The organism is Actinomadura miaoliensis, from assembly GCF_039536785.1.
Classification (GTDB): Bacteria; Actinomycetota; Actinomycetes; order Streptosporangiales; family Streptosporangiaceae; genus Spirillospora; species Spirillospora miaoliensis.
Map to the genome: position 1 here is coordinate 340,875 of NZ_BAAAZG010000002.1, position 21,799 is coordinate 362,673.

Consider the following 21,799-nt stretch of genomic DNA (forward strand, 5'->3'; position numbering starts at 1 on the left):
TGTGAAGCCCAAGTGCTGTCCCCGGCGCGCCGGAGATGGGCCGGGGACAGTACTTGGGCCCGACGGGGCCGGGACCTGCTGGAGGCTAGCCCGCGTGGACCGGCGCCTCGACGGTCCCGGTCTTGCGGTCAGCGCCCGCCGGGCCGGCCGTCGCCGTGCCGGCTTGCCGGCCGGGCGCCTTGGCGTTGATGAAGACGCCCGCGACCAGCGCGGCCAGCAGCAGGATCCCCGCGGAGGTCCAGGTCGCGACGGAGTAGCCGTGCACAGTCGCCTCCGCCAGTGCGGCCTTCACCTGCGACGTCTGCTGAGCGGGGTTGACTCCGTGGCCGGTCAGCCAGTCCGTGGTCGCACCGGCCGCGATCGTGTTGAGCAACGCGGTGCCGACCGACCCGCCTACCTGCTGCATGGTGTTGAGGGTCGCCGAGGCCGCCCCCTGCTCGTGCGGGGCGACGCGGCCGGTGGCCGTGGAGATGGCTGCCATGAAGGTGACGCCCATGCCGAGGCCCATCATGCAGATGCCGGGCAGGACGTGGCTGAGGTAGGTGGCGTCGACGTCCATGGAGGCCAGGAAGGCCAGGCCGCCGGCGGCCAGCGTCAGGCCGGGCATGATCAGCACGCGGGCGGGCACCCTGTGCAGCAGCCGCGCCGAGATCTGCGTGGAACCGATGATCATGCAGGCGGTCATCGGCAGGTAGGCCGCACCGGTCTTCAGCGGGGACCAGCCCTTGATGCCCTGCAGGTAGAAGGTCAGGAACAGGAAGACGCCGAACATGGCGATGGTGACCAGGGCCATCGTCAGGTAGGCGCCCGCCCGCTGGCGGTCCTTCACGATGTGCAGCGGCAGCAGCGGCGTCCGGGCGCGGGTCTGCCACAGAGAGAAGATCCCGAGGATCAGCACGCCGCCGCTGACCAGGGTCAGCACCCAAGTGTCGTCCCAGTCGCGGGACTCGGCCTCGCTGAGGCCGTAGACGATGGACAGCACGCCTGCGGTCCCCAGCACGGCGCCGAGGATGTCCAGCCGGGCGCCGGTCCTGCGGCCGGGGTCCTTGAGCATCACGATCGCGCCGATCACCGCGACGGCTGCCACCGGGGCGTTGACGTACAGGCACCAGCGCCAGTCCAGGTACTCGGTCAGCAAGCCGCCGACCAGCATGCCGATGGCGCTCCCGGCGCCGGCGATGGCGCCGAACACGCCGAACGCCTTGCCGCGTTCGCGCGGGTCGGTGAAGGTCGTGGTCAGCAGGGACAGCGCGGCGGGGGCCAGCAGCGCCGCGAAGACGCCCTGCAAGGCTCGGGCCGCGAAGAGCATGCCGGGGCCGGTGGCGGCGCCGCCGAGCGCGGACGCCACGGCGAAGCCGATCAGGCCGATGATGAAGCTGCGCTTGCGTCCGAACAGGTCGCCGAGGCGTCCGCCGAGGAGCAGCAGGCCGCCGAAGGCGAGGGTATAGGCGGTGATGGCCCACTGCCGGTTGCCGTCGGTCATGCCGAGGTCCTGCTGGGCGGACGGCAGCGCGATGTTGACGATGGTCATGTCCAGCACCACGATCAGCTGGGCGAGGGCGATGACCACCAGCCCCCACCAGCGGCGGGGGTCGGGAGGCGGCGGGGCTTCTCTCCCCTTGCCCAGGGCTGTGCCGGAGCCGACGGGGCGTGCGGGGACGTTTTCGGGCAGGGCTGTGTCAGCCATTGATCGAAACACCTTCTACGTGCTCGGGGTCGGTTCGGAGGCGACCGCAGCGGGTCGTACCGCGCCACGGCGTGTCGGCGGCGTTGCCGCCCTCAGCGCGGGTGAGAAAGGTGAGGCTGGGCCTCAAGGACCTCGTCGACCAGGCGGTCGATGTGCTCGTCCGCGCCCTCCGCACGGCACACATGTGGCGATGGACGAGGTCGGCGAGGCTCCGAGAAGACCGTGTTCTCGCAAGCCCCTGAGCTGAGAACTTCTGAACGGGGGCGTGTACCTGGTGGAGGATTTCCCTTCACGACAGGCCGTTTCGGGAGTGCTCGGTCGCGGACACCGGCCGGTGGCCGTCAATGTCGCCCATGCCGAGCCTCGGCCGGAGCGAGATCTCGGGTTGCTCGGGTGCCACACCCTGGCACTGGCGGATCGCACGCCGGCCGATGGCCGGCTCCGTCCCTGTCAGGGTTGGGCGTCGAGCCATTCCTGGAAGGTGGGGCCGGCGAGCTTGGCGTGCGGACTGGGCAGGAACCCGCCGTTGGCCGCGATCTCGGCATCGGGCAGGCCGGAGCCGTCGACGCCGACGACCTTGATTCCCCGGCGTTCGCCGAGAAGTTCGGCCGCCTCGGCCATGGTCTCCTTGCGGGGTCCGGCGATTTCGGGGATCGGTGTTCCGGGAGCCGGCTGGGCGGGCGCGTCGGCATCGGTGGCCAGGTCGACCAGTACCTCGGCCACGGTGCGGCAGGCCACGAGCTGGGTGGGCAAGGCCGGGATGTAGGCGACGTCGCCCTGCCGCCAGTCCAGGAGCTGACCGACGAATTCGTGGAACTGCGCAGCCCGCAGAATGCGAGCGGGCAGCGGGCCGGACAGATGTGCCTCCTCGTGCACCTGCTGGGCGGCGAGGAAACCGGCGGTGGCCTTGTCGGCGCCGATGATGGACACGGCGACGATCTGGCGGACTCCCGCCTTCTGGCCGGCCTCGTGCAGATTGCGGGTCGCCGTGCGGAAGAACTCCGTGGCGGCCTCCTGGTCGGATGCGTGCCACGACGCGACGTCGATGATGACGTCGACCCCGGTGAGCGCCTCGGCCAGGCCCTCACCGGTGATGAAATCCACGCCGGTGGCGCGGGACATCCGCACGACCTGGTGCCCCCGTTCAGCGAGGACGTCCACGACGTGGCGTCCCAGCCGCCCGGTTGCTCCTGCCACCGCGAACCTACTGCTGATCATGTTCCATGCCTTTCTTGGGAATCAGGGGTGTCTGAGTGGTATGGCGACGCAGTGAACTCGCAGTTCGGAGCGATGCGCCGCCGAACGGATGGGGCAGGATGCGGTCAACGGAATCGGGCGGTAGCCGCTCACTCCTCACCCTGACCCTGGTGGGCGTTAATCGCTGTAGTTCTGGCCGGGCGGCATACCGGGAATCGGCTTGGCGATGAGAGCGGCGGGGGTGAAGAAGCCGATATGGGCGATCGCCATGATGAGCGTCCAGAGCGCCTTGTCGTCGTAGTGCGCGGACGCCTTGGCATACAACTCATCGGGGACCCGCTCCCCGTACGGGTTCGGGGACAAGACGGCCTCCAGAAGCTCCAGCGCGACCCGTTCGGCGTCGGTGAAGTATGGGGCGTCCCGCCAGGTCGCCACTGCGGTGATGCGCTCCTCTGACTCCCCGGCCTTGCGGAGGTTGCCGGTCTCCCGAATGGCGAAGTAGGTGCTGCCGAGGATCTGCCCGGCGCGCAGCTGCAGCAGGCTGATGGTGGTCTGCGGAATCGCGCCGTTTTTGAGGACCTTGTGCAGGCCTTCGGCGACTCCCGCCATCTCGGGGAGGAACCGGAGAGGATTGGGCATACGCGACCGCACATCCTCCCGCCTGGTCGTCGGGTCGGTCGTGGGTGTCGACATGGCGAGGTCTTCCCTTCTCTCAACTCGTGCCGCCCCGGATCGTTCGTTCGCGCGGCGTCCTGACGAACACGAGACGCCGGCGCCCCAGCCCCTGTAACAGTCGCGGTCATGTGACATGGGCCACCGATCGTGGGTGTCACAAAACGGCGGGAACCGGTGTCCAGTGCGTGGGCCAGGGGCTGTTCACCGTCGCCTACGAGATGCCCGGTTCGGCCATCGAAGACGTCCCGCAGGAGACCTGCCTGCACTGGGTGGACGCCGATCCGGCCACCGTCCGGGAGCCCGCCAGCCCACCCGGCAACCGGGGACAGGGGGCGCCGGTGGCTGCGCTGTATCAAATACAGATGAGCCCCCACTGCCTGTTGCAGGGGGGCTCATTGCGTCCCTGTGGGGCGGTGACTTACGCCACCACCCTTGAGTGCGGAGCTGACGATCCAGCGCAGAAGACTCCCCAGCCGAGGTACTCGCGCGCGTAGCGTGCGAGCTCGGTGGTGAGTCGGCACGTACCTCGGGCGCCAGTTCATCGTCCGGGTTCTGGTCCAGCCAGCGGCGGAGGTTGAGCCACTGGGCCGCGGCCCGACAGCTGTTCACCGTGATCAAATTCGGCGCAGTTCGCATGGGCCACCTGACACGCCGACCCGGGCCCGGCGTCGCGTATGCAGTGGACGACGCCGGGCCGCTCCGGCAACGGTGTGTTCGCCCCTCAGGGGACGGGGGTGGGATCGGACTGGGTCCGTGCGGGCGGGTGCGCCGTCCGGCCGCGGGTGATGACCCATGCCAGGGCGAGTGCCAGTAGCGCGGTGCCGCCCGCCCAGCCGGGAAGTGCTCCGGCGGAGGTGCCATGGTCCAGCAGCCGGCCGCCCAGGGCGGCACCGGCGGCCGAGCCCAGGTACATGGCGGCCATCTGGAACGCGATGATGGCCATGGCCCGGCGCTGGCGCCGCTGGAGGAGCAGGTGCTGCAGGACGGGGACGCTCGTCCATCCCGCCGCTCCCCACAGGGCGACCGCGACGACCCACACGGCGGCCTGGTCCGAGAGGGACAGCGCGCCCAGCGTCAGGGCCAGGACCGCCACGACGGCCGGAAGCAGCCGCCGGGAGCCCAGGGCGTCCAGCGGCCTGCCGATCAGGGCCGCACCGGCGACCCCGCCGATGCCCCATAGCCACACCAGGGTGAACGCCCATGGGGCCAGGCCACGCTCACCGGCCATGGGGACCAGATAGGTGTACAGGCCCAGGCTCGCCACCCCGAGCAGGAAGGCCAGGACCACGCCCGCGGCGATCGCGGGAGTCCTGAGCAGGCGCAGGTTCTCACCGATCCTCGCCACCGCGATGGCGGGATAGGGGGCGCGCCGGGCGATGACCGCGGCCATGCTGATGGCCCCGATCGCCACCACCAGGCCCATGGTCCAGCGCCATCCCGCCCATCGGCCGATGAGCATGCCGACCGGGACCCCCGCCACCGTTCCCGTCGACAGTCCGAAGGTCACCAGCGCCATGGCGCGCCCGCGTTCACGGTCGGTGGCCATCGCGGCGGCCGTGGCGGTCGCCACCGCGGTCAGCACCCCGGCGCCGCTGCCGGCCACCACGCGTGCGGTCAGGAACACCGCGATGCCGGGAGCCAGCGCGGTGACCAGGTTGCCGAGGTTGAACAACGCCAGCGCCACGGCCAGGGCCCGCTTGGTGGAACCGGCCACCAGCGGCCCCGACAGCAGCGGCCCCGACAGAGCGTAGGCGCCGGTGAAGGCGGTGACACCCAGCCCGATGGCCGCCACTGACACCGTCAACGAGTCCGCGATCTGCGGCAGGACACCGGCCAGCACGTAGGCGTCGATGCCCAGCGAGGTGGTGGCGGCCACCAGCGGCCACAGCCGGCCGATCACTGGTCGGCCTCCTGCCCCCTGCCGCTCTGGGATCCCTCGTGGTGTTCATCGGCCCGCGCGGAACCGTATCCCGCCAGCACGGCGCCGACCAGGCCCGGAAACCGGGCTTCCAGGTCCGCCGCGCGCAGGCTGATCATGCACTTGCGACCCTCGGCCCGTACGAAGGCCACGCCGGACTCGCGCAGCAGGCTGGTGTGGTGGGTCAGCGTCGACCTGGGCAGGTCGGGCCCGAGTTCGATGCTGTCCACCTCGCCCTCTTCGGCGAGTCTGCGGACCATCTCCAGGCGCAGCGGCTCGCTGAGCGCGAACAGCACCCGCGGCAGCGAGATGTCCTCTGTCTCAGGATGCACGTAGGCACGTGCGGCGGCCACAGTCACCACCCACCAATCGTTCGACTATTGCCGCACGATGATAGTGCGAACATTATCGAACGATCAATCGGGAGGCGCCGCCCCTCACCCCCTCCTCCACTCACCGCCCGAGCGAGGACGCGGCCACCGCGCGGTTCCTGGAGTTCCAGGACGCCTGGGGCCACAGCACCCGCGATCGTGAAGCTGTGGTCGGACGCGGGGGCCAAGTCCGTGCCGTTCCTGACCTGGCCCCCACGGCAAGGGCCGCACACGCTGGACCATGCGCCTCACCGTTCGCCGAGTTGCGGTCCTGCCATGCCGACGGAACATCGTGTGCGGGCGGTCATCCGGTTCTCTCCGGGGCCTCGATGTCGTGAGCCGAGGAGGTGGCCGCGTCCTGGGGGACGGCATGCGGGGCCGGTTCGCCGGCGCGTCGGCCTGGGATCGCCAGGGCCGCGATGACGCCCAGCAGCGTCAGCCCCGCCGACACGGCGACGGCGGCGCGCAGGCCGTCGGCGGCGGCGATGTCCGGGGCGGCGACGCCGACGAGCACGGCCAGGCCGACGCCCACCCCGATCTGCATGGCGGTGTTGGCCATGCCGCCGGCGATGCCCTGCTCACGCGCCGCCACGCCGGTTCCGGCCGCCGCGAACTGCGTGGGATAGATCGTGCCCATGCCCATGCCGTACACGCAGATCCCGGCGAGCACGGTGAGGTACGAGCCGTCCGCCGTCATTCCGACCGCCAGCAGGGCGCTCCCGGCGGCGCCGAGGACCAGCGCGATGATCAGGGTGCTGCGGACGCCGACGCGGATCGTCAGCCGCCCGGCGACGGAGTTGCCCAGTGCGATCACCGCCGACAGGCCGAGAAAGCCCAGCCCGGCCTGCAGCGCGGAGTAGCGCAGCACGTCCTGGAAGTACAGGGTGAGGAAGTAGACGACGTTCTGCATGGTCGCCCCGAACACGAAAATGATCAGCAGGGCGGGGGCCAGATGCCGGTTGCGCAGCAGCCGCAGCGGCATCAGCGGGCTGCGGCTGCGCGCCTCGACACCGAGGAACGCGGCCAGCAGGACGACCGCGAGCACGGCCGCGACGACGAACGAGGACGACGTCCAGCCCGTCTCGGGCACCTCCGCGATCGCGTACACCAGCAGTGTGGCGCCCGCGGTGCCGGTCAGCACGCCCGGCAGGTCGTAGCCGTGGCCGCGTTCGACCGGCCCGTCCGCGGCCAGCAGACGGAACGCGGCGGGGGCCGCGGCGATCACCAGCGGCACGTTGACCAGGAACACCGCCTCCCAGCCGAACGCCTGGGTCAGCACGCCGCCCAGCAGCGCGCCGAGGCTGAGCCCGCCGGCACCGGCCATGGCCCACACCCCCAGCGCCCGGACGCGCTCGCGTCCCTCCGCGAACATGGTGTTGACCAGCGACAGCGTGGCGGGGAACACGACCGCGGCGCCCACTCCCTGGAGCGCGCGGGCTGCGATCAGCGTGGCGGGCGAGGTGGCCAGGCCGCCGAGCAGGGACGCGCCGCCGAAGACGACCATGCCCAGGACGAACATGCGGCGGCGTCCCAGCAGGTCGCCCGAGCGCCCGCCGAGAAGCAGGAAGCCGCCGAAGAAGACGGCGTAGGCGCTGATCACCCACTGGGCCGAGTGCCCGGAGAAGCCGATCTCCCGGACGATCTCGGGCAGCGCGACGTACACGATGGTGAAGTCGAGCGAGGTGATGAGGCTGGAGAACGCCAGCAGGGCCAGGCTCCACCCCGGTCTGCCCGGACTGTTGGTCGACGTCACAACAGCCTCCTCAGAGGCCGTAGGGACGTGCGGTGCGGGCGTCCCGGAGGGCATGAGCCCACCAGGCGAGCTGGTCGAGCAGGCCCTTGGCGGCCGCGTTGGCGCCCGCCGTGTCGATGGGCATGCCGTCGTCGTCCGAACCGCTCCCAGCAGATGGGGAAGCTGACGGTGTCGCGGATGGTCGTGGCGTGCAGTTCGGAGAACACCAGGCGGAGTTGCTCGACCGCGCGCAACCCGCCCGACATGCCGCCGTAGGAGACGAACCCGATGGGCTTGGCCCGCCACTCGTCCACGAACGAGTCGATGGCGGTCTTGAGCGGGGCCGGGAAACTGTGGTTGTACTCGGCGGTGACCACCACGAACGCGTCGGCGGCCGCCAGCCGGGGAGCGAGGGCGCGCACCGGCTCGGGAGCGTCTTCGCCGTCGTCGGCGAGCGTGTCGGGCAGCCGGGTGTCGCGCAGGTCGACGACGTCCAGCGTCATGTCGGCGCGCGGGGTGACCTGTTCGGCGAACCAGCCGGCGACCACGGAGCCGAACCGGCTGCGGCGGGTGCTGCCGATGATCATCGCGACGTGCAGGGGCGAGGGATTCGTCATCGTGGACCTTCCTGGGCTCGTGTCCGTGTCCCGTGTCGCCCTCGACCCTGCCGCCGCGCGCTTATCACCCGCCTTCCCTCCGCTTACCGCCCCCTCACCGGCGCGACGGCCGTCCGGTAAGTGCTGATCATCGCGTTATCGTGGCGGTATGCGCTTTGGGGTGCTGGGGCCGCTGGCGGTCTGGACGGCGGACGGCGCCCCGGTGACGATCCGCGGACGGATGGTCCGGGCGCTGCTGGCGGACCTGCTCATCGCGGACGGCCGGCCGGTGTCCGCGGACCGGTTGATCGACGATCTGTGGGCCGGCGCACCCCCCGCCGACCCCGCGGCCGCCCTCCAGGTCAAGGTGTCCCAGTTGCGCAGGGCGCTGGAGGACGCCGAGCCGGGCGGCCGGGAGCTGGTGGTCTTCCAGGCACCGGGATATCTGCTCCGCGTCGGTTCCGAGGCGGTCGACGCGGGCCGGTTCCCGGCGCTGCTGGCTCGCGCGCGCGAGACCCTCGAGCCCCGGGCGAGGGCCGCGCTGCTGACCGACGCGCTGGAGCTTTGGCGGGGCCCCGCGTACGCCGACTTCGCCGACGAGGACTTCGCACGGGCCGCGATCACCCGTCTGGAGGAGCAACGGCTGACCGCGGTGGAGGATCTCGCCGAGGCACGCCTGGTCCTCGGCGAGCACACCGCGCTGGTCGGCGAGCTGCGTGACGTGGTGGCCCGCCATCCTCTCCGGGAACGGCTGCGCGCCGCATACGTGCGCGCCCTCTACCGCGCCGGACGGCAGAGCGAGGCCCTGGACAGCCTCGCCGAGCTGCGAGACCGCCTGCGCGAGGAGCTGGGCCTGGACCCGAACCCCGAGCTGGTCGCCCTGCATCGGGCGATCCTCGCCCAAGACCCCGCCCTCACCCCCGTCCGTCCCCGTACGAACCTGCCCGCCTCGCCCACCGAGCTGATCGGCCGTACCGAGGCGGTCGCCCAGGTGCGGGCCCTGCTGGACGCCCATCGCCTCGTCACGCTCACCGGGCCGGGCGGCGTGGGCAAGACTCGGCTGGCCCTGGAGACCGCCGCCCGGCTTCTCGACGCGTTCCCGCACGGGGTGTGGCTCGTCGAACTCGGCGGGCTCGACCAGCCGGACCTGTTGGCGGACGTGGTGGCCGCCACACTCGGCGTCCGCGACGACGCCGCTCCCGGCGTCCGGACCGACGACCGGCTGGCTCGTGCGCTGCGCGACAGGCGGATGCTGCTGGTGCTCGACAACTGCGAACACCTGATCGAACCCGTCGCCGGGCTGGCGCACCGGCTGCTGGCGGCGGCGCCCGGCGTGCGGATCCTGGCGACGAGCCGCGAGACGCTCAAGGTCGGCGGGGAGGCCGTCTGGGCGGTGCCTCCGCTGGAACCCCCGTACGCGGCGACGGAGACCGGACCCGCGACCCTGCGGAGTTTCAGCGCCGTCCGGCTCTTCACGGCGCGTGCGGCCGCCGCCGCCCCGGGCTTCGCCCTCACCGCCGAGAACGCCCGCGCCGTCGCGGCGATCTGCCGTCGTCTCGACGGCATCCCGCTGGCCCTGGAACTGGCGGCCACCCGGGTCCGCGCGCTCAGCGTGCACGAACTGGCGGAACGACTGGACGACCGATTCCGGCTGCTGTCGGCCGGACGCCGGGACGTCCCGCAACGGCAGCGGACGCTACGGGCGACGATCGACTGGAGCTGGGAACTGCTCACCGGGCCCGAGCGCGCCGTCCTGCGGCGGCTGTCCACGCACGCCGACGGCTGCTCGCTGGAGGCCGCCGAGGCGGTCTGCGCCGGGGACGGGGTGCGGGCCGAGGACGTCGCGGACCTGCTGTCCCGCCTGGTCGACCGTTCGATGGTCGTGGTCACCGGCGACGCGCGCGGTTACCGGTACCGGCTCCTGGAGTCCGTCGCCGCCTACGCCGCGGAGCGCCTGCGGGAGGCGGGCGAGTCCGCGCGTGTCCGGGGACGGCATGACGACTACTACGTGGCGCTCGCCGAACGGGCAGCGGCTCACCTGCGCGGCCCCGACCAGCGGCAGTGGCTGGAACGCCTGGACGTGGACCACGTCAACCTGCGCGTCGCCGTCGAGAGCACCGTCCGGCGCGACCGGCCGGATCTGGCGCTGCGGCTGGTCGACGCGTTGGCCTGGTACTGGTTCTTGCGCGGACGGCTCGGCGAGGGCCGCCGCCTGCTGGGTCTGGCGCTCGACCACGGCGGTCCGGCGCCGGCCTCGGCACGAGCCGCGGCGGGCGCCTGGCGAACGGCCATGGACCTGCTCGGACGACACGGCATCGACCGCACGCGGCGGGTGCGCGCGGCGCTGGAACCGTACGACCGTCTCGACGACCCGGGGGGCCGCGCCCGGGCGCAGTGGCTGCTCGGCGAGATCCTGCTCGGCAGCACAGATCTGTCGACCGGTGAACGGCTGACGGAACAGGCCCTGGCCGCCTTTGAGCGGCTCGGGGACCGCTGGGGCACGGCCGCCGCGCTGACCACCCTGGCGCACCACGCCCTCGCCCGCGGCGACCTGGCCGTGTGCGTCCGCCACGCCGAACAGGGCGCGGCACTGTTCGACGAGCTCGGTGACCGCTGGGGGCGGCTGCGGGCCACCGACCTGCTCGGCAGGCTCGCCGAGATCCAGGGCGACCATCGCCGCGCCGCCGCCCTCCTCACCGAGGGCCTGCACCTTGCCGAGGAGCTGGGGATCTGGACCCAGGTCTCCTACATGCTGTCCGGGCTGGGCCGGATCGCGATGCTGACCGGCGACCTGGCCGAGGCCAGGCGGCTCCACGAGCAGGCCATGCGGCTGGCCGGCGAGCACAGCCACCGGCCCGCGGAGGTGTTCGCCGAGCTCGGCCTGGGGATGGGAGCACGGCGGGAAGGGCGGCTGGACGTCGCGGAGAAGCTGTTGCGCGACGCGCTCGACTGGCAGCGCCAGGTCGGATTCGCGCCCGGCATCGCGCTGGCCCTGTCCGAGCTCGGCTTCGTCGCCGAGCGGCGCGGGACCGCCGACATCGCGCGCGACCTGCACCTGGAGGCCCTGACCGTCGCGCACCGCACCGGCGATCCACGGGCGATGGCGCTCGCACTCGAAGGGCTGGCCGGCGTCCACACCCTGGTGGGCGAACACCGCCACGCCGCCCGGCTGCTGGGCGCGGCGGCCGCGGCCCGCGAATCGACCGGCGCTCCGCTGCCGCCCGCCGCCCGCGGCGACGTGGACCGCATCACGACCGCGGTGCGCGCCGTCCTGGACGACGAGACGCTGGCGGCCGAACTCCACCACGGCCGCACCGCCGACCCCCTCACCCTCGCCACCGCTCACAACCCCTCATCCGACCCCAACGTCTGAACATGGGAGGCCCGGTCTGCGCTGCGGGAGTGGGGCTCGCGGATCAAGCGCGGAGGGCGTCGATCAGGGCGTCGACGGCGGCGAGCGCGGCGGTGGTGTCGAGTCCGGTGCGGGAAACCAGGGAAAGGCCCTGGACGGTGAACAGCAGTAGCTGCGCCTGGGCCTCGGGGGTGGCGTCCTGGGTGACCTCGCCCTCGGCCTGGGCGCGCCGCAGGGCGTCGGCGACGATCTGGGTGAAGCGGGCGTGCGAGCGGGTCACGATCTCGCGGGCCTCGGCGTCGTGGGGCACGAGTTCGGCGGTGGTGTTGCCGATCATGCACCCTTGCGGAACGCCCACGTCGGAGGCGTACTCCTGCGCCCGGGCCGGGTTGGCGAGCACCTCGCGCAGCGCCGGCAGGACCGGCCCGGTCTCCAGTGCCGCGACCAGCTGGCGCTCGTAGGTGTCCCAGTAAAGCTGGACCGCCGCCAGGTAGAAGCTCCGCTTGTCGCCGAAGGCGCCGTACAGGCTGCCCCGCTCCAGGGCGAGCGCGTCGACGAGGTCCTGGACGGAGGTCGCGCCGTAGCCCCGGGACCAGAACAGCAGGAGCGCGCGCTCCAAGGCCTTGTCCTTGTCGAATGCGCGGGGCCGCCCTGTCCGTGCCATGTCCCCAGGCTACGACTTTTTGACCGCGTGCACAAAAGGTCGTACGGTGATGCCCGCAGGACTTCTTGAACGGCCACACATAAGTCCCTTGGCGCCCGAGCGCGCCAGGAGACGAGAGGCGGCACGACATGGACTTCACCGGCAAGACGGCGCTGATCACCGGGTCGGGCGCCATCGGCGGGCTCGGGCACGCGGCGGCGAGGATCCTCGCCGCCGGCGGGGCGAACGTGATCACCACCGGCACCGACCCGGACCGCGGCGCCCAGGTCGTGGACGACGTGCGGAGCACGGCCGGCTCCACCGGCACCATGCGCTTCGTCCCCGCCGATCTGGCCGACCCGCAGGCCGTGCAGCGGCTGGCCGAGGACGCCGGGGCGGTGGACATCCTCGTCAACAACGCGGGCGTCGTCCCGTTCAGCGCGACCGCCGATCAGGACATCGCCGACTACGACGCCGCCTTCGCGGTCAACGTGCGCGCGCCGTTCCTCCTGACCGCCCGGCTCGCGCCGAAGATGGCCGCCGCCGGAGGCGGCAGCATCGTCAACGTCAGCTCCACCGCGGCCGGCCTGGGCATGCCGCCGATGGCGGTCTACGGTGCCACCAAGGCGGCGCTGGAGTCCCTGACCCGCACCTGGGCGGCCGAGTTCGCCGCGTCGAACGTGCGCGTCAACGCCGTGTCGCCCGGCCCGATGACCACCTCCAAGGTGGTGGCGGCCATGGGACCCGACCTCGGCGGCATGGGCCTGACCACCGCGCTGAAGCGGACCGCCGACCCGGCCGAGGTCGCCCAGGTGATCGCCTTCCTCGCCAGCGACCAGGCCAGTTACGTGACCGGCGCCGTCGTGGCCGCCGACGGAGGCCGGACCGCCATCTGACCCGGGACATGCCTGCCGCCCACACGTCAAAGGCGGTGTGGCGTCCTCCGAGATGGCGGGGACGGCCCGTCATCACTGCCAGAACCACCGCTACCGGAACCACGCGCCTCGGGCGCGAGTGAGGAGAATGAGACCGATGGGTCGTCTTGAGGGAAAGCACGCCCTGATCACGGGCGGGACGGGCGGCATCGGGCTTGAGACCGCCCGCCAGTTCCTCGCCGAGGGAGCGACCGTCGCGATCACCGGCCGCTCGCAGGAACGGCTGGACGAGGCCGCCCGGCGGCTGGACGGCCCGCTGCTGCCCATCCTCAGCGACGCCGGCGACGTGCCCGGCCAGGCGGCGCTCGCGGCGCGGCTGCAGCAGGAGTGGCCGCGGCTCGACATCCTGATGAGCAACGCCGCCGACGTCACCCACCTCCCGATCGAAGAATGGACCGAAGAGGCGTTCGACAAGCTCGTCGCCACCAATCTCAAGGCACCGTTCTTCCTGATCAAGGCCCTGCTGCCGCTCTTCTCACGGCAGGCCTCGGTCATCCTCGTCGGCTCGGTCTCCGCTTTCATCGGGCACGAGAACGCGGCGGTCTACGGCGCCGCCAAGGCGGGCCTGCTCTCTTTCTCCCGCGGGCTGACCTATGAGCTGAAGGACCGGGGTATCCGGGTCAACGGACTGAGCCCGGGGCCGACCGTCACCGACACGTTCAAGCCGCTCGGCCCCGAGCGACAGGCCGCCATCTACGAAGAACTCCGGCGGACCGTGCCCCTCCATCGCCTCGGCACCGCCACCGAGCTGGCGAAGGCGGCCGTCTATCTCGCCTCGGACGAGTCCGCCTACACCGCCGGTACCGTGCTGCGCGTTGACGGCGGCATCGGGGAGCTCGCGTACTGAGCGCCCGCATCGCGAGTCGCAAGAGGCCGGCGTGTCGTGCGCACCGGTCGTCCCGACGCTGCGGCGGCCTCCCGCCTCCGCGCGGCTCACCGTGAGCGTCATTCTCCCCCCGCCCGCGCCTGGTTGACCGCGGCGACCGCGGTGCGCGCGTCCAGCAGCGAGCGGCGCCAGACCAGCACCGCGGCGTCGGCACCGACCACGCCGGTGCCGACGTGGTCGGTGCCGAGCCCGTGCCCGGGCGCCAGTTCGGCGCGGCCCCGGCGGCCCTCGCCGCCCCGGACCCGACCGCGGTCTCGGCCACCACCCCGGCACACCCAGACCGCACTGCCGGCGCCCGCCTGGGCGGCGTGCGCGTCCTCGCCCACTTCGACCGGGCCGCGGGCCAGGTCGCCGAGAGCATCGCCTTGGAGCCCGGCGGCGGCGTGGTCATCGGCATGATCCCCGCCCGCCAGGTGGTGCGGGTCGCGCGGGACGGGGCACTCCAGGTACTCGCCACCATGCCGCTACCTCAGGATGGCGGCGGCACCACCCCGGTCATCGGGACCCCCGTGGTCACCGGGGTCGCCCGGTCGGACAGCGGCGCCGTGTACTTCCTCTACTCCTCCGGGCAGGGCGGGCTGACCGGGATCTGGCAGCTCCCTCGCTCCGGCGAGCCCCGGCTCGTCGTGCCGCTGCCCGCCGACACCTTCCCGAACGCACTGGTCATCGACGGTAGGCGGCACCGCTTCCTGGTCACCGACCCGCTCACGCGCTGGAGCGTCCGCAAGCTCGCCGACTGGACTGTGAGGGAACCGGCGCGACCAGGGCGTCGACCCGGTCGCGATGGGCCAGCGCGGCGGTCACGAACGACGCGACCAGCGGCCGGCGGTCCCGCTCGTTCCAGGCGAGGACGAGGCGGCTGAGCGGTGCGTCGGTCACCGGGACGCACACCAGGCCGTCCGGGGGCGGTGAGACCAGCGAGCGGGGGAGCACTCCGATCATCCGGCCCAACGCGATCATGTGGAGCAACTGGACCACGTCGGCGACCTCGGGTCCGGTGCCGTCGCCGCCCGGCACCCCCTTCCAACGCGGGAGCGTCTCCCCCTCCAGATCGGACATTCGCACCTCAGCCCGTCCGGCCAGCCGGTGACCGGACGGGACGATGACCACGCGGTCCTCAACGATCAGCGGCTCGTGGGCGAGGCCGACGAGATCGTCGAACGGCGCGTAGAGCAGGCCGACGTCGGCCCGGCCGTCGCGCAGGAAGTCGGCGCGGTCGGCGGGCCCGCTGAACAGGATGTCCACCCTGCGAGCGTCGGGCTGGTGGGCGTACTCGCCCAGGATCCCCGACAGCAGGCCGGCATCGCCGCCGGGCTTGAGCACGAGCCGCAGGTGATCCTGGGCAACGCCGGCGCGCCGGGCGTTCCGGACGGCGGCGCTGACCGCGTTGAGCGCGTGCCGCCCGTGTTCCTGCAGCGCCGCCCCGGCCGGCGTGAGTTCGACGCGCCGGCTGGAACGCACGAACAGCGGGACGCCGAGCCGGGTCTCGATCCGCCGGATCGCCTTCGACAGTGCCGGCTGGGCGATCGAGAGCCGGTCGGCGGCCCGGCCGAAGTGCAGCTCATCGGCGACCGCGATGAAGTACTCCAGCTCGCGGGTCTCCAGTTCACTCATGCCCACAGGTTATCGCCGGTGAGCGAACCGGTCTTGGACACCCGCGGCACACACCCTCGAGAATCGGCACATGGTCACCCACACAATGATCGTTGCCTTTGATCGTCCCGTGCCCGACACCGAGCTCGATCAATATCTCTCGGACATCGAACGGGCCATGCTGGACACCGGCCTCGCGCAGTCGGTCGCGGCGCGGCGCCACATCCCCGTCCCCGGCGAGGAGGCCATTCCGGCACTGATCGCCACCGCGATCGTGCAGGTCGCCGTGGCCGACACCGACGCGCTGGCGAAAGCGTTCGCCGAGCCCGGCCTGCACGAGGTCATCGAGCACTGGCAGGCGCGGCACCCGTACAAGGTCGCCTGGGCGAACCACGAGCCGCTGGCATGAGCAACGTTTCCGGGAAGGCGGGGCGGGTCACCGGCGCCGACAGCGGTATCGGCCGCGCGACGGCGCTGGCCTCGCCCGCGGCGCAGCGGTCGCCGTGCTCGACATCGACGGCAGCGCGGCCGCCGAGACCCCCGAGATGATCAAGAAGAGTGGCGGGAAGCGCCCACGCTGATCGCCGACGAACGATGCGTGCGGGCTGCCATCGAGCACACCACCGACAGTGATGCCGCCGCGCGCTGAACCAGGCGACTGCGCCCTCACCGGCCTCAAAAGTCCCAAGGCCCACCCGGCAACCAGGGACAGGCCGCGCTGTACCGCTGAGAGATACAGATGAGCCCCCACTGCTTGTTGCAGGGGGGCTCATTGCGTCACTGTGAGGTGATGACCCGTTCACCACCAGCGTGTTTCCAGCAGGTCGCCCCCTGCAACCGACAAGGAGCAGCGGCCCACACCTGCGGCCACTCGCCCAGCCCCGAAAGGCACGCCCCCCAGGGCGGGCCCAACGGGCGTTCCAAAGGGTCGCCCCTGGGAAAACGACAAGAAGCAGCGGCCCACGCGGGCCCTCACCCCAGCCCCCAGAGGCATCCCCGCCGGGGCAGGCCCGACGGGGGTCCCACAGGCTCGCCCGGTGGGAAAACAACAAGAAGCAGCGGCCCACAGCCGCGGCCACTCGCCCAGCCCCGAAAGGCACGCCCGCCAGGGCGGGCCCGACGGAGCGCCCCATGGAAACAACGACGAGCAGCAGCCCACAGCCGCGGCCACTCGCCCCAGCCCCCAGAGGCACGCCCCCCAGGGCAGGCCCAACGGGGGTTCCACAGGGTCGCCCAGTGGGAAACGACAAGAAGCAGCGGGCCCACACCTGCGGCCACTCGCCCAGCCCCGAAAGGCACGCCCGCCAGGGCGGGCCCGACGGGGGTTCCAGGGGGTCGCCCCCTGGGAGAAACGACGAGGAGCAGCGGCCCACGCTTTCCGTGGGCACACTGCTCCCAGCTCCGAGTGGGCGAGGAGGGATTTGAACCCTCACGTCCTTGCGGACACACGGACCTGAACCGTGCGCGTCTGCCGTTCCGCCACCCGCCCGGGTGCGGCCCCCTCTCGGGGGGTGCTCGAAAAGGCTAGCACGGTCTCGGGAGTGGTTAGGTATCCAGATACTTCGAGCGAACCTTCGCACCGATACGATCGTCTACCAGTGGGGAAGGGAGGTGCCCGTGGGCGTCATTCAGCGCTTCGAGCGACGGCTGGAGGGCATGGTCGAAGGTGCCTTCGCCCGGGCCTTCAAGTCGGAGCTGCAGCCGGTCGAGGTGGCCAGCGCTGTGCAGCGCGAGATGGACGACCGCGCCGCCATCGTGGCGGCTGGACGCACCCTGGTGCCGAACGACTTCGTCGTCGAGATCTCCGAGCAGGACGGGCAGCGGCTCCAGGTGTACGCCGACAGCCTGAGCCAGGAGCTGGCGAACCTGGCCCGTGAGTACGCCAAGGAGCAGGGGTACTCCTTCGTCGGGCCGGTGCGCGTCCGGTTCGAGAACGCCGGGGACCTGGCCACGGGCATGTTCCGGATCCGGTCCGGCGTCATCCGCGGCTCCACCGTGGAGGGCGGGGAGATCCGCCGCCCGGTGAGCGACGTGCCGCAGGGGCGGGGCGGGGCGTTCGCGGGCCGGCCGCGGCTGCTGGTCACCACGGCGGTGGAGGGCGGCGACGCCACCCAGCGCACCTATGAGATCAATACGCCGGTGACCCTGCTGGGTCGCGGCACCGACTGCGATCTGCGCCTGGTCGACCCCGGCGTGTCCCGCCACCATGCCGAGATCCGCGTAGAAGGTCCCGAAGTCGTGCTGGTGGATCTAGGGTCGACGAACGGCTCCTTCGTGAACGGTCAGCCGATCCGGCGGGTCACGCTCGTCGACGGTTCGCGGGTCACGATGGGGCGGACAACCCTGGTCTTCCGCCGCGATAGGGAGTAGCCCCGACTCCGATGTCCGAATTCACCCTCACGCTGATCAAGCTGGCGTTCCTCGCGGTGCTCTGGCTGTTCGTCATCGCGGCCGTCGGCGTGATCCGGGCCGACCTGTTCGGTTCCAAGGCCGCCGCCCGCGCGGCCCAGCCGCCGCAGCGGGCCGCCCGGCAGTCCAGACCGCCGCGGGCACAGCGCAGCAACGCGCCGACCAAGCTGGTGGTCGTCCAGGGCGAGCGGGCCGGCACCGTCATCGACCTGACGGGGGTGCCGATCAGCATCGGCCGGGCGAATGACTCCACGCTCGTGGTGACCGACGACTACGCTTCGAGCCGGCATGCCCGACTTTACGCGCAGGACGGTCAGTGGATCGTGGAAGATCTCGGCTCGACCAACGGGACCTACCTCGGGCGCACGAAGGTGAGCCGGCCGATGCCGGTTCCGCCGGGCGTACCGATCCGTATCGGCAAGACGGTGATCGAGCTGCGCAAATGACTCTGGGAATTCGCTACGCCGCGCGGTCCGACGTCGGCATGCTGCGCGAGGGCAACGAGGACTCGGCGTACGCGGGCGCCCATCTGCTCGCCGTTGCCGACGGAATGGGCGGGCACGTCGGCGGCGAGATCGCCAGTGCCGCCGCCATCGCCGAGCTGCGCAAGCTCGACAAGGAGCTGCCGGCCAACGAGCTGCTGGCGGCGCTCGAGCACACGGTCAAGGCGGCCAACGAGAACCTGCACCACATCGTCGAGTCGGACCCGGCGCTGCAGGGCATGGGCACGACGCTGACGGCGATGCTGTGGGCGGGCAACCAGGTGGCGCTGGTCCACATCGGGGACTCGCGGGCGTACCTGCTGCGTGACGGGAGCCTGTTCCAGATCACCCACGACCACACGCTGGTGCAGTCGCTGGTGGACGAGGGCCGGATCAGCCCCGACGAGGCGGCCTCGCATCCGCAGCGTTCGCTGCTGCTGCGCGCGCTGGACGGCCGGGGCGAGGTCGACCCCGACCTGTCGCTGCGCGAGGCCAAGGTCGGCGACCGTTACCTGCTGTGCTCGGACGGGCTGTCCAGCGTGGTCACCGCCGAGACGATCTTCCAGGTGCTGACCGACATCGACGATCCCGAGCAGGCCGTCCGGCAGCTGATCGACCTGGCCAACCGGGGCGGCGGGCCGGACAACATCACGTGCGTGGTGGCGGACGTCGTCGACCTGGGGCAGCAGCCGCCTCCGCCCGGCCCCGGCCATGCCGTGGGCGCCGCGGCCACGGCCCGTCCGCCGGACCTGCCGGGCGGTCCCGGCACGACGCAGCCCGCTCCGCCGGCGCCCGGCCAGGGGCCCGAGGGCGGCGCCGACACTCCGGCGAGCCGGGCGGCGCAGCTGCGCGACACGATGCCGCAGCCGCCGGTGGCGGTGGACGAGATGCCGCCCCCGCAGCCCGCGCCGATGCCCATGGGGCAGCCGATGCCGGGCGGCCCGGGTGGCCCCGGCGGGCCTGGAGGCCCGGGTGCGCCGGGCGGGCCGCCGGACGTGATGGCCCCGCCGGAGGCCCCGGCCCGGGGACGCCGCCGCGGCCCGCGCCGCTGGACGTGGCTGATCGTGACCGCCGGGGTGGCCGTGGTGGGGCTGGCCGCCGTGGGGTTCGTCGGCCTGCAGTCGGTGCGCAACGGCTACTACATCGGCGAGGAGAACGGGCAGGTCGTGTTGTTCCGCGGCACCACGCAGGAGGTGCCGGGGCTGAACCTGTCGCGCAAGGCCGCCGCCAAGGAGCAGCCCAACCCGCCCATAAGGGTGGCGGACCTGCCGCAGGACAAGCAGCAGGCGGTCAAGAACACCTACAGCGTCAGCGGGCCCAAGGCCGTGCAGGACCTGCAGAACGCGGTGTGCAAGTACTCGCTGCGCGACCAGGACGGCAAGGTCGTCATCGTCCAGGGGGCGGGCCAGAAGAACTGCCGTGAGCAGACGATCGCCGACAGCGCCGTCAACCTCAGCGAACTTCCGGAGAGCGACGCGACCGGCGTCCGCCAGGGGTCCTTCGCGTTCGTGGGCCGGGCGCAGGCCGAGAAGAAGCTCGGCGATCTGGAGAGGCGCCGCGACGCCTGCCGGACCGGCAGCCCGAGGATCCAGGACTGCCCGGCCAACGGGGGTAAGTCGTAGATGAACCAGCTCGGGGAGCAGATCCGCCGCCAGCTGCCGTACCAGCGGCGCAACGCGGCGTCGCTGGCGCTGCTCATCTTCGCGATGGTGCTGACGCTGTCGGCGTTCGCGGAGGTGGGCCTGGCCCGTGACGGGCAGATCCCCGCCGGGCTGTTCGGGTACGGCGGCGGCCTGGTGGTGCTGGCGCTGGCCGCCTACTTCGTGCAGGCCAAGTTCGCGCCGTACGCCGATCCGCTGCTGCTGCCGCTGGCGGTGGCGCTGAACGGGCTCGGCCTGGCCATGATCTACCGGCTGGACCTGGACACCAGCGCCGACCGCAAGGCCGCGGCCGCCGCGGGCCGGCAGGTGCTCAAGGACGCCGCCGACGCCCCGTCCCAGCTGATGTGGACCTTCGTCGGCATCGCGCTGTTCGTCGCCGCGATACTGATCATGCGGGACACCAGCCGGACCGACGCGCCGCTGTCGTTCACTCCCAAGACCGCCCAGCGCTACACCTACCTGATCGGCCTGGGCGCGATCATCCTGCTGCTGCTGCCGATCGTGCCGGGCATCGGCGCGGAGATCAACGGCGCCCGCGTGTGGATCAACGTGGGCGGGTTCTCGGTGCAGCCGGGCGAGTTCGCCAAGCTGATGCTGGTGGTCTTCTTCGCCGGGTATCTGGTGAACAAGCGGCAGGCCATGTCGCTGATCGGCAAGAAGATCGGGCCGCTGAGCCTGCCCCGGGCCCGTGACCTGGGCCCGATCATGGTCATCTGGGTCTTCTGCCTGGGCGTGCTGTTCATGCAGAAGGACCTGGGCACCGCGCTGCTGTACTTCGGCCTGTTCGTGTCGATGCTCTACATCGCCACGCAGCGGGTGTCGTGGGTGCTGATCGGTGTCGGGCTGCTGGCGGCGGGCGTGTTCATCGCGACGCTGCTGCCGTTCATGGGCCACGTCAACCAGCGCATCGACATCTGGCAGAACCCCAAGCCGTACTTCGACGGCGGCTGCATGCTGGAGAGCGGCAAGGTCGAGCCGGTCAACCCCGAAACCGAGATCTCGAAGCAGTACGAGGCGGAGCTCGAGCGCAAGGCCGACGAGTACGAGCGGGCGGGGCAGACCGAGAAGGCCGACCAGACCCGCAACATCGCCCCCGGCTGGTACGCCTGCAGCAAGCTGGGCGGCGAGTACTCCGACAGCGCTCAGTTGATGAACGGGCTGTTCGCGCTCGGCGAGGGAGGGGTGCTGGGCGCCGGCCTGGGCCAGGGCGAGCCGTGGCGCACCCCCCTGTCGTTCAGCGACTTCATCTTCGACTCGATGGGCGAGGAGCTCGGGCTGACCGGGCTGATGGCGCTGCTGCTGATGTACGCGTTGATCGTGCAGCGCGGCATGAAGACGGCGATCGCCGCCCGCGACCCGTTCCTGAAGCTGTTCGCCGGCGGTGTGTCGTTCGTGCTGGCGCTGCAGGTGTTCGTGATCGTCGGAGGCGTCACCCGGCTGATCCCGCTGACCGGTCTGACCACGCCGTTCCTGTCGCAGGGCGGCTCGTCGCTGATGGCCAACTGGATCCTGATCGCCATCCTGGTCCGGATGAGCCACGACGCGCGCAAGCCGGCGCCGCAGGCGATCCAGGACGAGGGCATGACCCAGATCGTGAGCACGAGGTGATCCCGCACCGATGACCAGCGAAGCCGCCCCCGTCCCCGACATCGAGCGGAGCGT

The 21,799-nt window shown here is 71.8% G+C and carries 18 protein-coding genes and 1 tRNA gene; 8 read left to right on the forward strand and 11 right to left on the reverse strand.

Features of this window, described 5'->3' with window-relative positions:
* Positions 1–85 precede the first annotated feature (85 nt).
* From ABD811_RS06060 to ABD811_RS06090, 7 genes are all read right to left on the reverse strand, one after another.
* Positions 86–1,687 (reverse strand): MFS transporter, encoded by a 1,602-nt coding sequence (locus ABD811_RS06060; RefSeq protein WP_344942033.1) that lies wholly within the window; start codon positions 1,685–1,687, stop codon positions 86–88.
* 450 nt (positions 1,688–2,137) lie between these two features.
* Positions 2,138–2,905, reverse strand: a complete 768-nt coding sequence (locus ABD811_RS06065; RefSeq protein ID WP_344942036.1) for an SDR family oxidoreductase — start codon at positions 2,903–2,905, stop codon at positions 2,138–2,140.
* A gap of 156 nt (positions 2,906–3,061) precedes the next feature.
* A complete protein-coding gene (locus ABD811_RS06070; RefSeq protein ID WP_344942038.1) occupies positions 3,062–3,523 on the reverse strand; it encodes a carboxymuconolactone decarboxylase family protein in 462 nt (153 codons plus the stop codon).
* Positions 3,524–4,280: 757 nt separating this feature from the next.
* Positions 4,281–5,459: an MFS transporter gene (locus ABD811_RS06075; protein WP_344942041.1), complete on the reverse strand. Its 1,179-nt coding sequence runs from the start codon at positions 5,457–5,459 to the stop codon at positions 4,281–4,283.
* On the reverse strand, positions 5,456–5,809 hold the full coding sequence (locus ABD811_RS06080) for an ArsR/SmtB family transcription factor (protein WP_344942044.1): 354 nt from the start codon (positions 5,807–5,809) through the stop codon (positions 5,456–5,458). The genes ABD811_RS06075 and ABD811_RS06080 overlap by 4 nt, the downstream gene beginning before the upstream one ends.
* Before the next feature lie 343 nt (positions 5,810–6,152).
* Positions 6,153–7,601, reverse strand: coding sequence for an MFS transporter (locus tag ABD811_RS06085; protein ID WP_344942047.1), 1,449 nt, complete (start codon positions 7,599–7,601; stop codon positions 6,153–6,155).
* Positions 7,598–8,197 carry an NADPH-dependent FMN reductase gene (locus ABD811_RS06090; RefSeq protein WP_344942050.1) on the reverse strand — a complete coding sequence of 200 codons (600 nt, stop codon included), beginning with the start codon at positions 8,195–8,197 and terminating at the stop codon, positions 7,598–7,600. Before ABD811_RS06090 ends, ABD811_RS06085 begins: the two co-directional genes overlap by 4 nt.
* A 148-nt stretch (positions 8,198–8,345) precedes the next feature.
* On the opposite strand from ABD811_RS06090, the gene ABD811_RS06095 reads away from it, so the two are divergent.
* A complete protein-coding gene (locus ABD811_RS06095; protein WP_344942053.1) occupies positions 8,346–11,549 on the forward strand; it encodes an ATP-binding protein in 3,204 nt (1,067 codons plus the stop codon).
* Between the two features lie 43 nt (positions 11,550–11,592).
* On the opposite strand, the gene ABD811_RS06100 is transcribed toward ABD811_RS06095, so the two are convergent.
* The gene (locus ABD811_RS06100; protein ID WP_344942056.1) at positions 11,593–12,192 is read right to left on the reverse strand and encodes a TetR/AcrR family transcriptional regulator; all 600 of its coding nucleotides are present in this window, start codon (positions 12,190–12,192) and stop codon (positions 11,593–11,595) included.
* A gap of 128 nt (positions 12,193–12,320) precedes the next feature.
* On the opposite strand from ABD811_RS06100, the gene ABD811_RS06105 reads away from it, so the two are divergent.
* Together ABD811_RS06105 and ABD811_RS06110 are read left to right on the forward strand one after the other, a co-directional pair.
* The gene (locus ABD811_RS06105; RefSeq protein ID WP_344942059.1) at positions 12,321–13,067 is read left to right on the forward strand and encodes an SDR family NAD(P)-dependent oxidoreductase; all 747 of its coding nucleotides are present in this window, start codon (positions 12,321–12,323) and stop codon (positions 13,065–13,067) included.
* A 136-nt stretch (positions 13,068–13,203) separates the two neighbouring features.
* A complete protein-coding gene (locus tag ABD811_RS06110; protein WP_344942062.1) occupies positions 13,204–13,953 on the forward strand; it encodes an SDR family oxidoreductase in 750 nt (249 codons plus the stop codon).
* A 98-nt stretch (positions 13,954–14,051) separates the two neighbouring features.
* On the opposite strand, the gene ABD811_RS06115 is transcribed toward ABD811_RS06110, so the two are convergent.
* Together ABD811_RS06115 and ABD811_RS06120 are read right to left on the reverse strand one after the other, a co-directional pair.
* Positions 14,052–14,318 carry a hypothetical protein gene (locus tag ABD811_RS06115; protein ID WP_344942065.1) on the reverse strand — a complete coding sequence of 89 codons (267 nt, stop codon included), beginning with the start codon at positions 14,316–14,318 and terminating at the stop codon, positions 14,052–14,054.
* 379 nt (positions 14,319–14,697) lie between these two features.
* Positions 14,698–15,606 carry a LysR family transcriptional regulator gene (locus ABD811_RS06120; RefSeq protein ID WP_344942068.1) on the reverse strand — a complete coding sequence of 303 codons (909 nt, stop codon included), beginning with the start codon at positions 15,604–15,606 and terminating at the stop codon, positions 14,698–14,700.
* A 70-nt stretch (positions 15,607–15,676) separates the two neighbouring features.
* Between ABD811_RS06120 and ABD811_RS06125 the strand changes: the two genes are divergently transcribed.
* The gene (locus tag ABD811_RS06125; RefSeq protein WP_344942071.1) at positions 15,677–15,994 is read left to right on the forward strand and encodes a hypothetical protein; all 318 of its coding nucleotides are present in this window, start codon (positions 15,677–15,679) and stop codon (positions 15,992–15,994) included.
* Positions 15,995–16,991: 997 nt separating this feature from the next.
* On the opposite strand, the gene ABD811_RS06130 is transcribed toward ABD811_RS06125, so the two are convergent.
* Positions 16,992–17,074 (reverse strand) — tRNA-Leu (locus ABD811_RS06130).
* Between the two features lie 128 nt (positions 17,075–17,202).
* Between ABD811_RS06130 and ABD811_RS06135 the strand changes: the two genes are divergently transcribed.
* Genes ABD811_RS06135 through ABD811_RS06150 form a run of 4 tightly spaced genes read left to right on the forward strand, consistent with a single transcriptional unit; the run spans position 17,203 to position 21,745 of the window.
* Positions 17,203–17,955, forward strand: a complete 753-nt coding sequence (locus tag ABD811_RS06135; protein WP_344942074.1) for an FHA domain-containing protein — start codon at positions 17,203–17,205, stop codon at positions 17,953–17,955.
* An 11-nt stretch (positions 17,956–17,966) separates the two neighbouring features.
* Positions 17,967–18,440, forward strand: a complete 474-nt coding sequence (locus ABD811_RS06140; protein WP_344942077.1) for an FHA domain-containing protein FhaB/FipA — start codon at positions 17,967–17,969, stop codon at positions 18,438–18,440.
* Positions 18,437–20,098 carry a Stp1/IreP family PP2C-type Ser/Thr phosphatase gene (locus tag ABD811_RS06145; protein ID WP_344942080.1) on the forward strand — a complete coding sequence of 554 codons (1,662 nt, stop codon included), beginning with the start codon at positions 18,437–18,439 and terminating at the stop codon, positions 20,096–20,098. Before ABD811_RS06140 ends, ABD811_RS06145 begins: the two co-directional genes overlap by 4 nt.
* Positions 20,099–21,745, forward strand: coding sequence for an FtsW/RodA/SpoVE family cell cycle protein (locus ABD811_RS06150; protein ID WP_344942083.1), 1,647 nt, complete (start codon positions 20,099–20,101; stop codon positions 21,743–21,745).
* Positions 21,746–21,799: the final 54 nt, after the last annotated feature.

What these genes read in the sequence shown, in the direction of transcription:
- ABD811_RS06105 (WP_344942059.1), top strand. Translation starts at nt 12,321, where the DNA reads ATGGACTTCACCGGCAAGACGGCGCTGATCACCGGGTCGGGCGCCATC.
- ABD811_RS06140 (WP_344942077.1), top strand. Translation starts at nt 17,967, where the DNA reads ATGTCCGAATTCACCCTCACGCTGATCAAGCTGGCGTTCCTCGCGGTG.
- ABD811_RS06090 (WP_344942050.1), bottom strand. Translation starts at nt 8,197, where the DNA reads ATGACGAATCCCTCGCCCCTGCACGTCGCGATGATCATCGGCAGCACC.
- ABD811_RS06125 (WP_344942071.1), top strand. Translation starts at nt 15,677, where the DNA reads ATGGTCACCCACACAATGATCGTTGCCTTTGATCGTCCCGTGCCCGAC.
- ABD811_RS06095 (WP_344942053.1), top strand. Translation starts at nt 8,346, where the DNA reads ATGCGCTTTGGGGTGCTGGGGCCGCTGGCGGTCTGGACGGCGGACGGC.
- ABD811_RS06110 (WP_344942062.1), top strand. Translation starts at nt 13,204, where the DNA reads ATGGGTCGTCTTGAGGGAAAGCACGCCCTGATCACGGGCGGGACGGGC.
- ABD811_RS06065 (WP_344942036.1), bottom strand. Translation starts at nt 2,905, where the DNA reads ATGATCAGCAGTAGGTTCGCGGTGGCAGGAGCAACCGGGCGGCTGGGA.
- ABD811_RS06120 (WP_344942068.1), bottom strand. Translation starts at nt 15,606, where the DNA reads ATGAGTGAACTGGAGACCCGCGAGCTGGAGTACTTCATCGCGGTCGCC.
- ABD811_RS06070 (WP_344942038.1), bottom strand. Translation starts at nt 3,523, where the DNA reads ATGCCCAATCCTCTCCGGTTCCTCCCCGAGATGGCGGGAGTCGCCGAA.
- ABD811_RS06060 (WP_344942033.1), bottom strand. Translation starts at nt 1,687, where the DNA reads ATGGCTGACACAGCCCTGCCCGAAAACGTCCCCGCACGCCCCGTCGGC.
- ABD811_RS06145 (WP_344942080.1), top strand. Translation starts at nt 18,437, where the DNA reads ATGACTCTGGGAATTCGCTACGCCGCGCGGTCCGACGTCGGCATGCTG.
- ABD811_RS06100 (WP_344942056.1), bottom strand. Translation starts at nt 12,192, where the DNA reads ATGGCACGGACAGGGCGGCCCCGCGCATTCGACAAGGACAAGGCCTTG.
- ABD811_RS06150 (WP_344942083.1), top strand. Translation starts at nt 20,099, where the DNA reads ATGAACCAGCTCGGGGAGCAGATCCGCCGCCAGCTGCCGTACCAGCGG.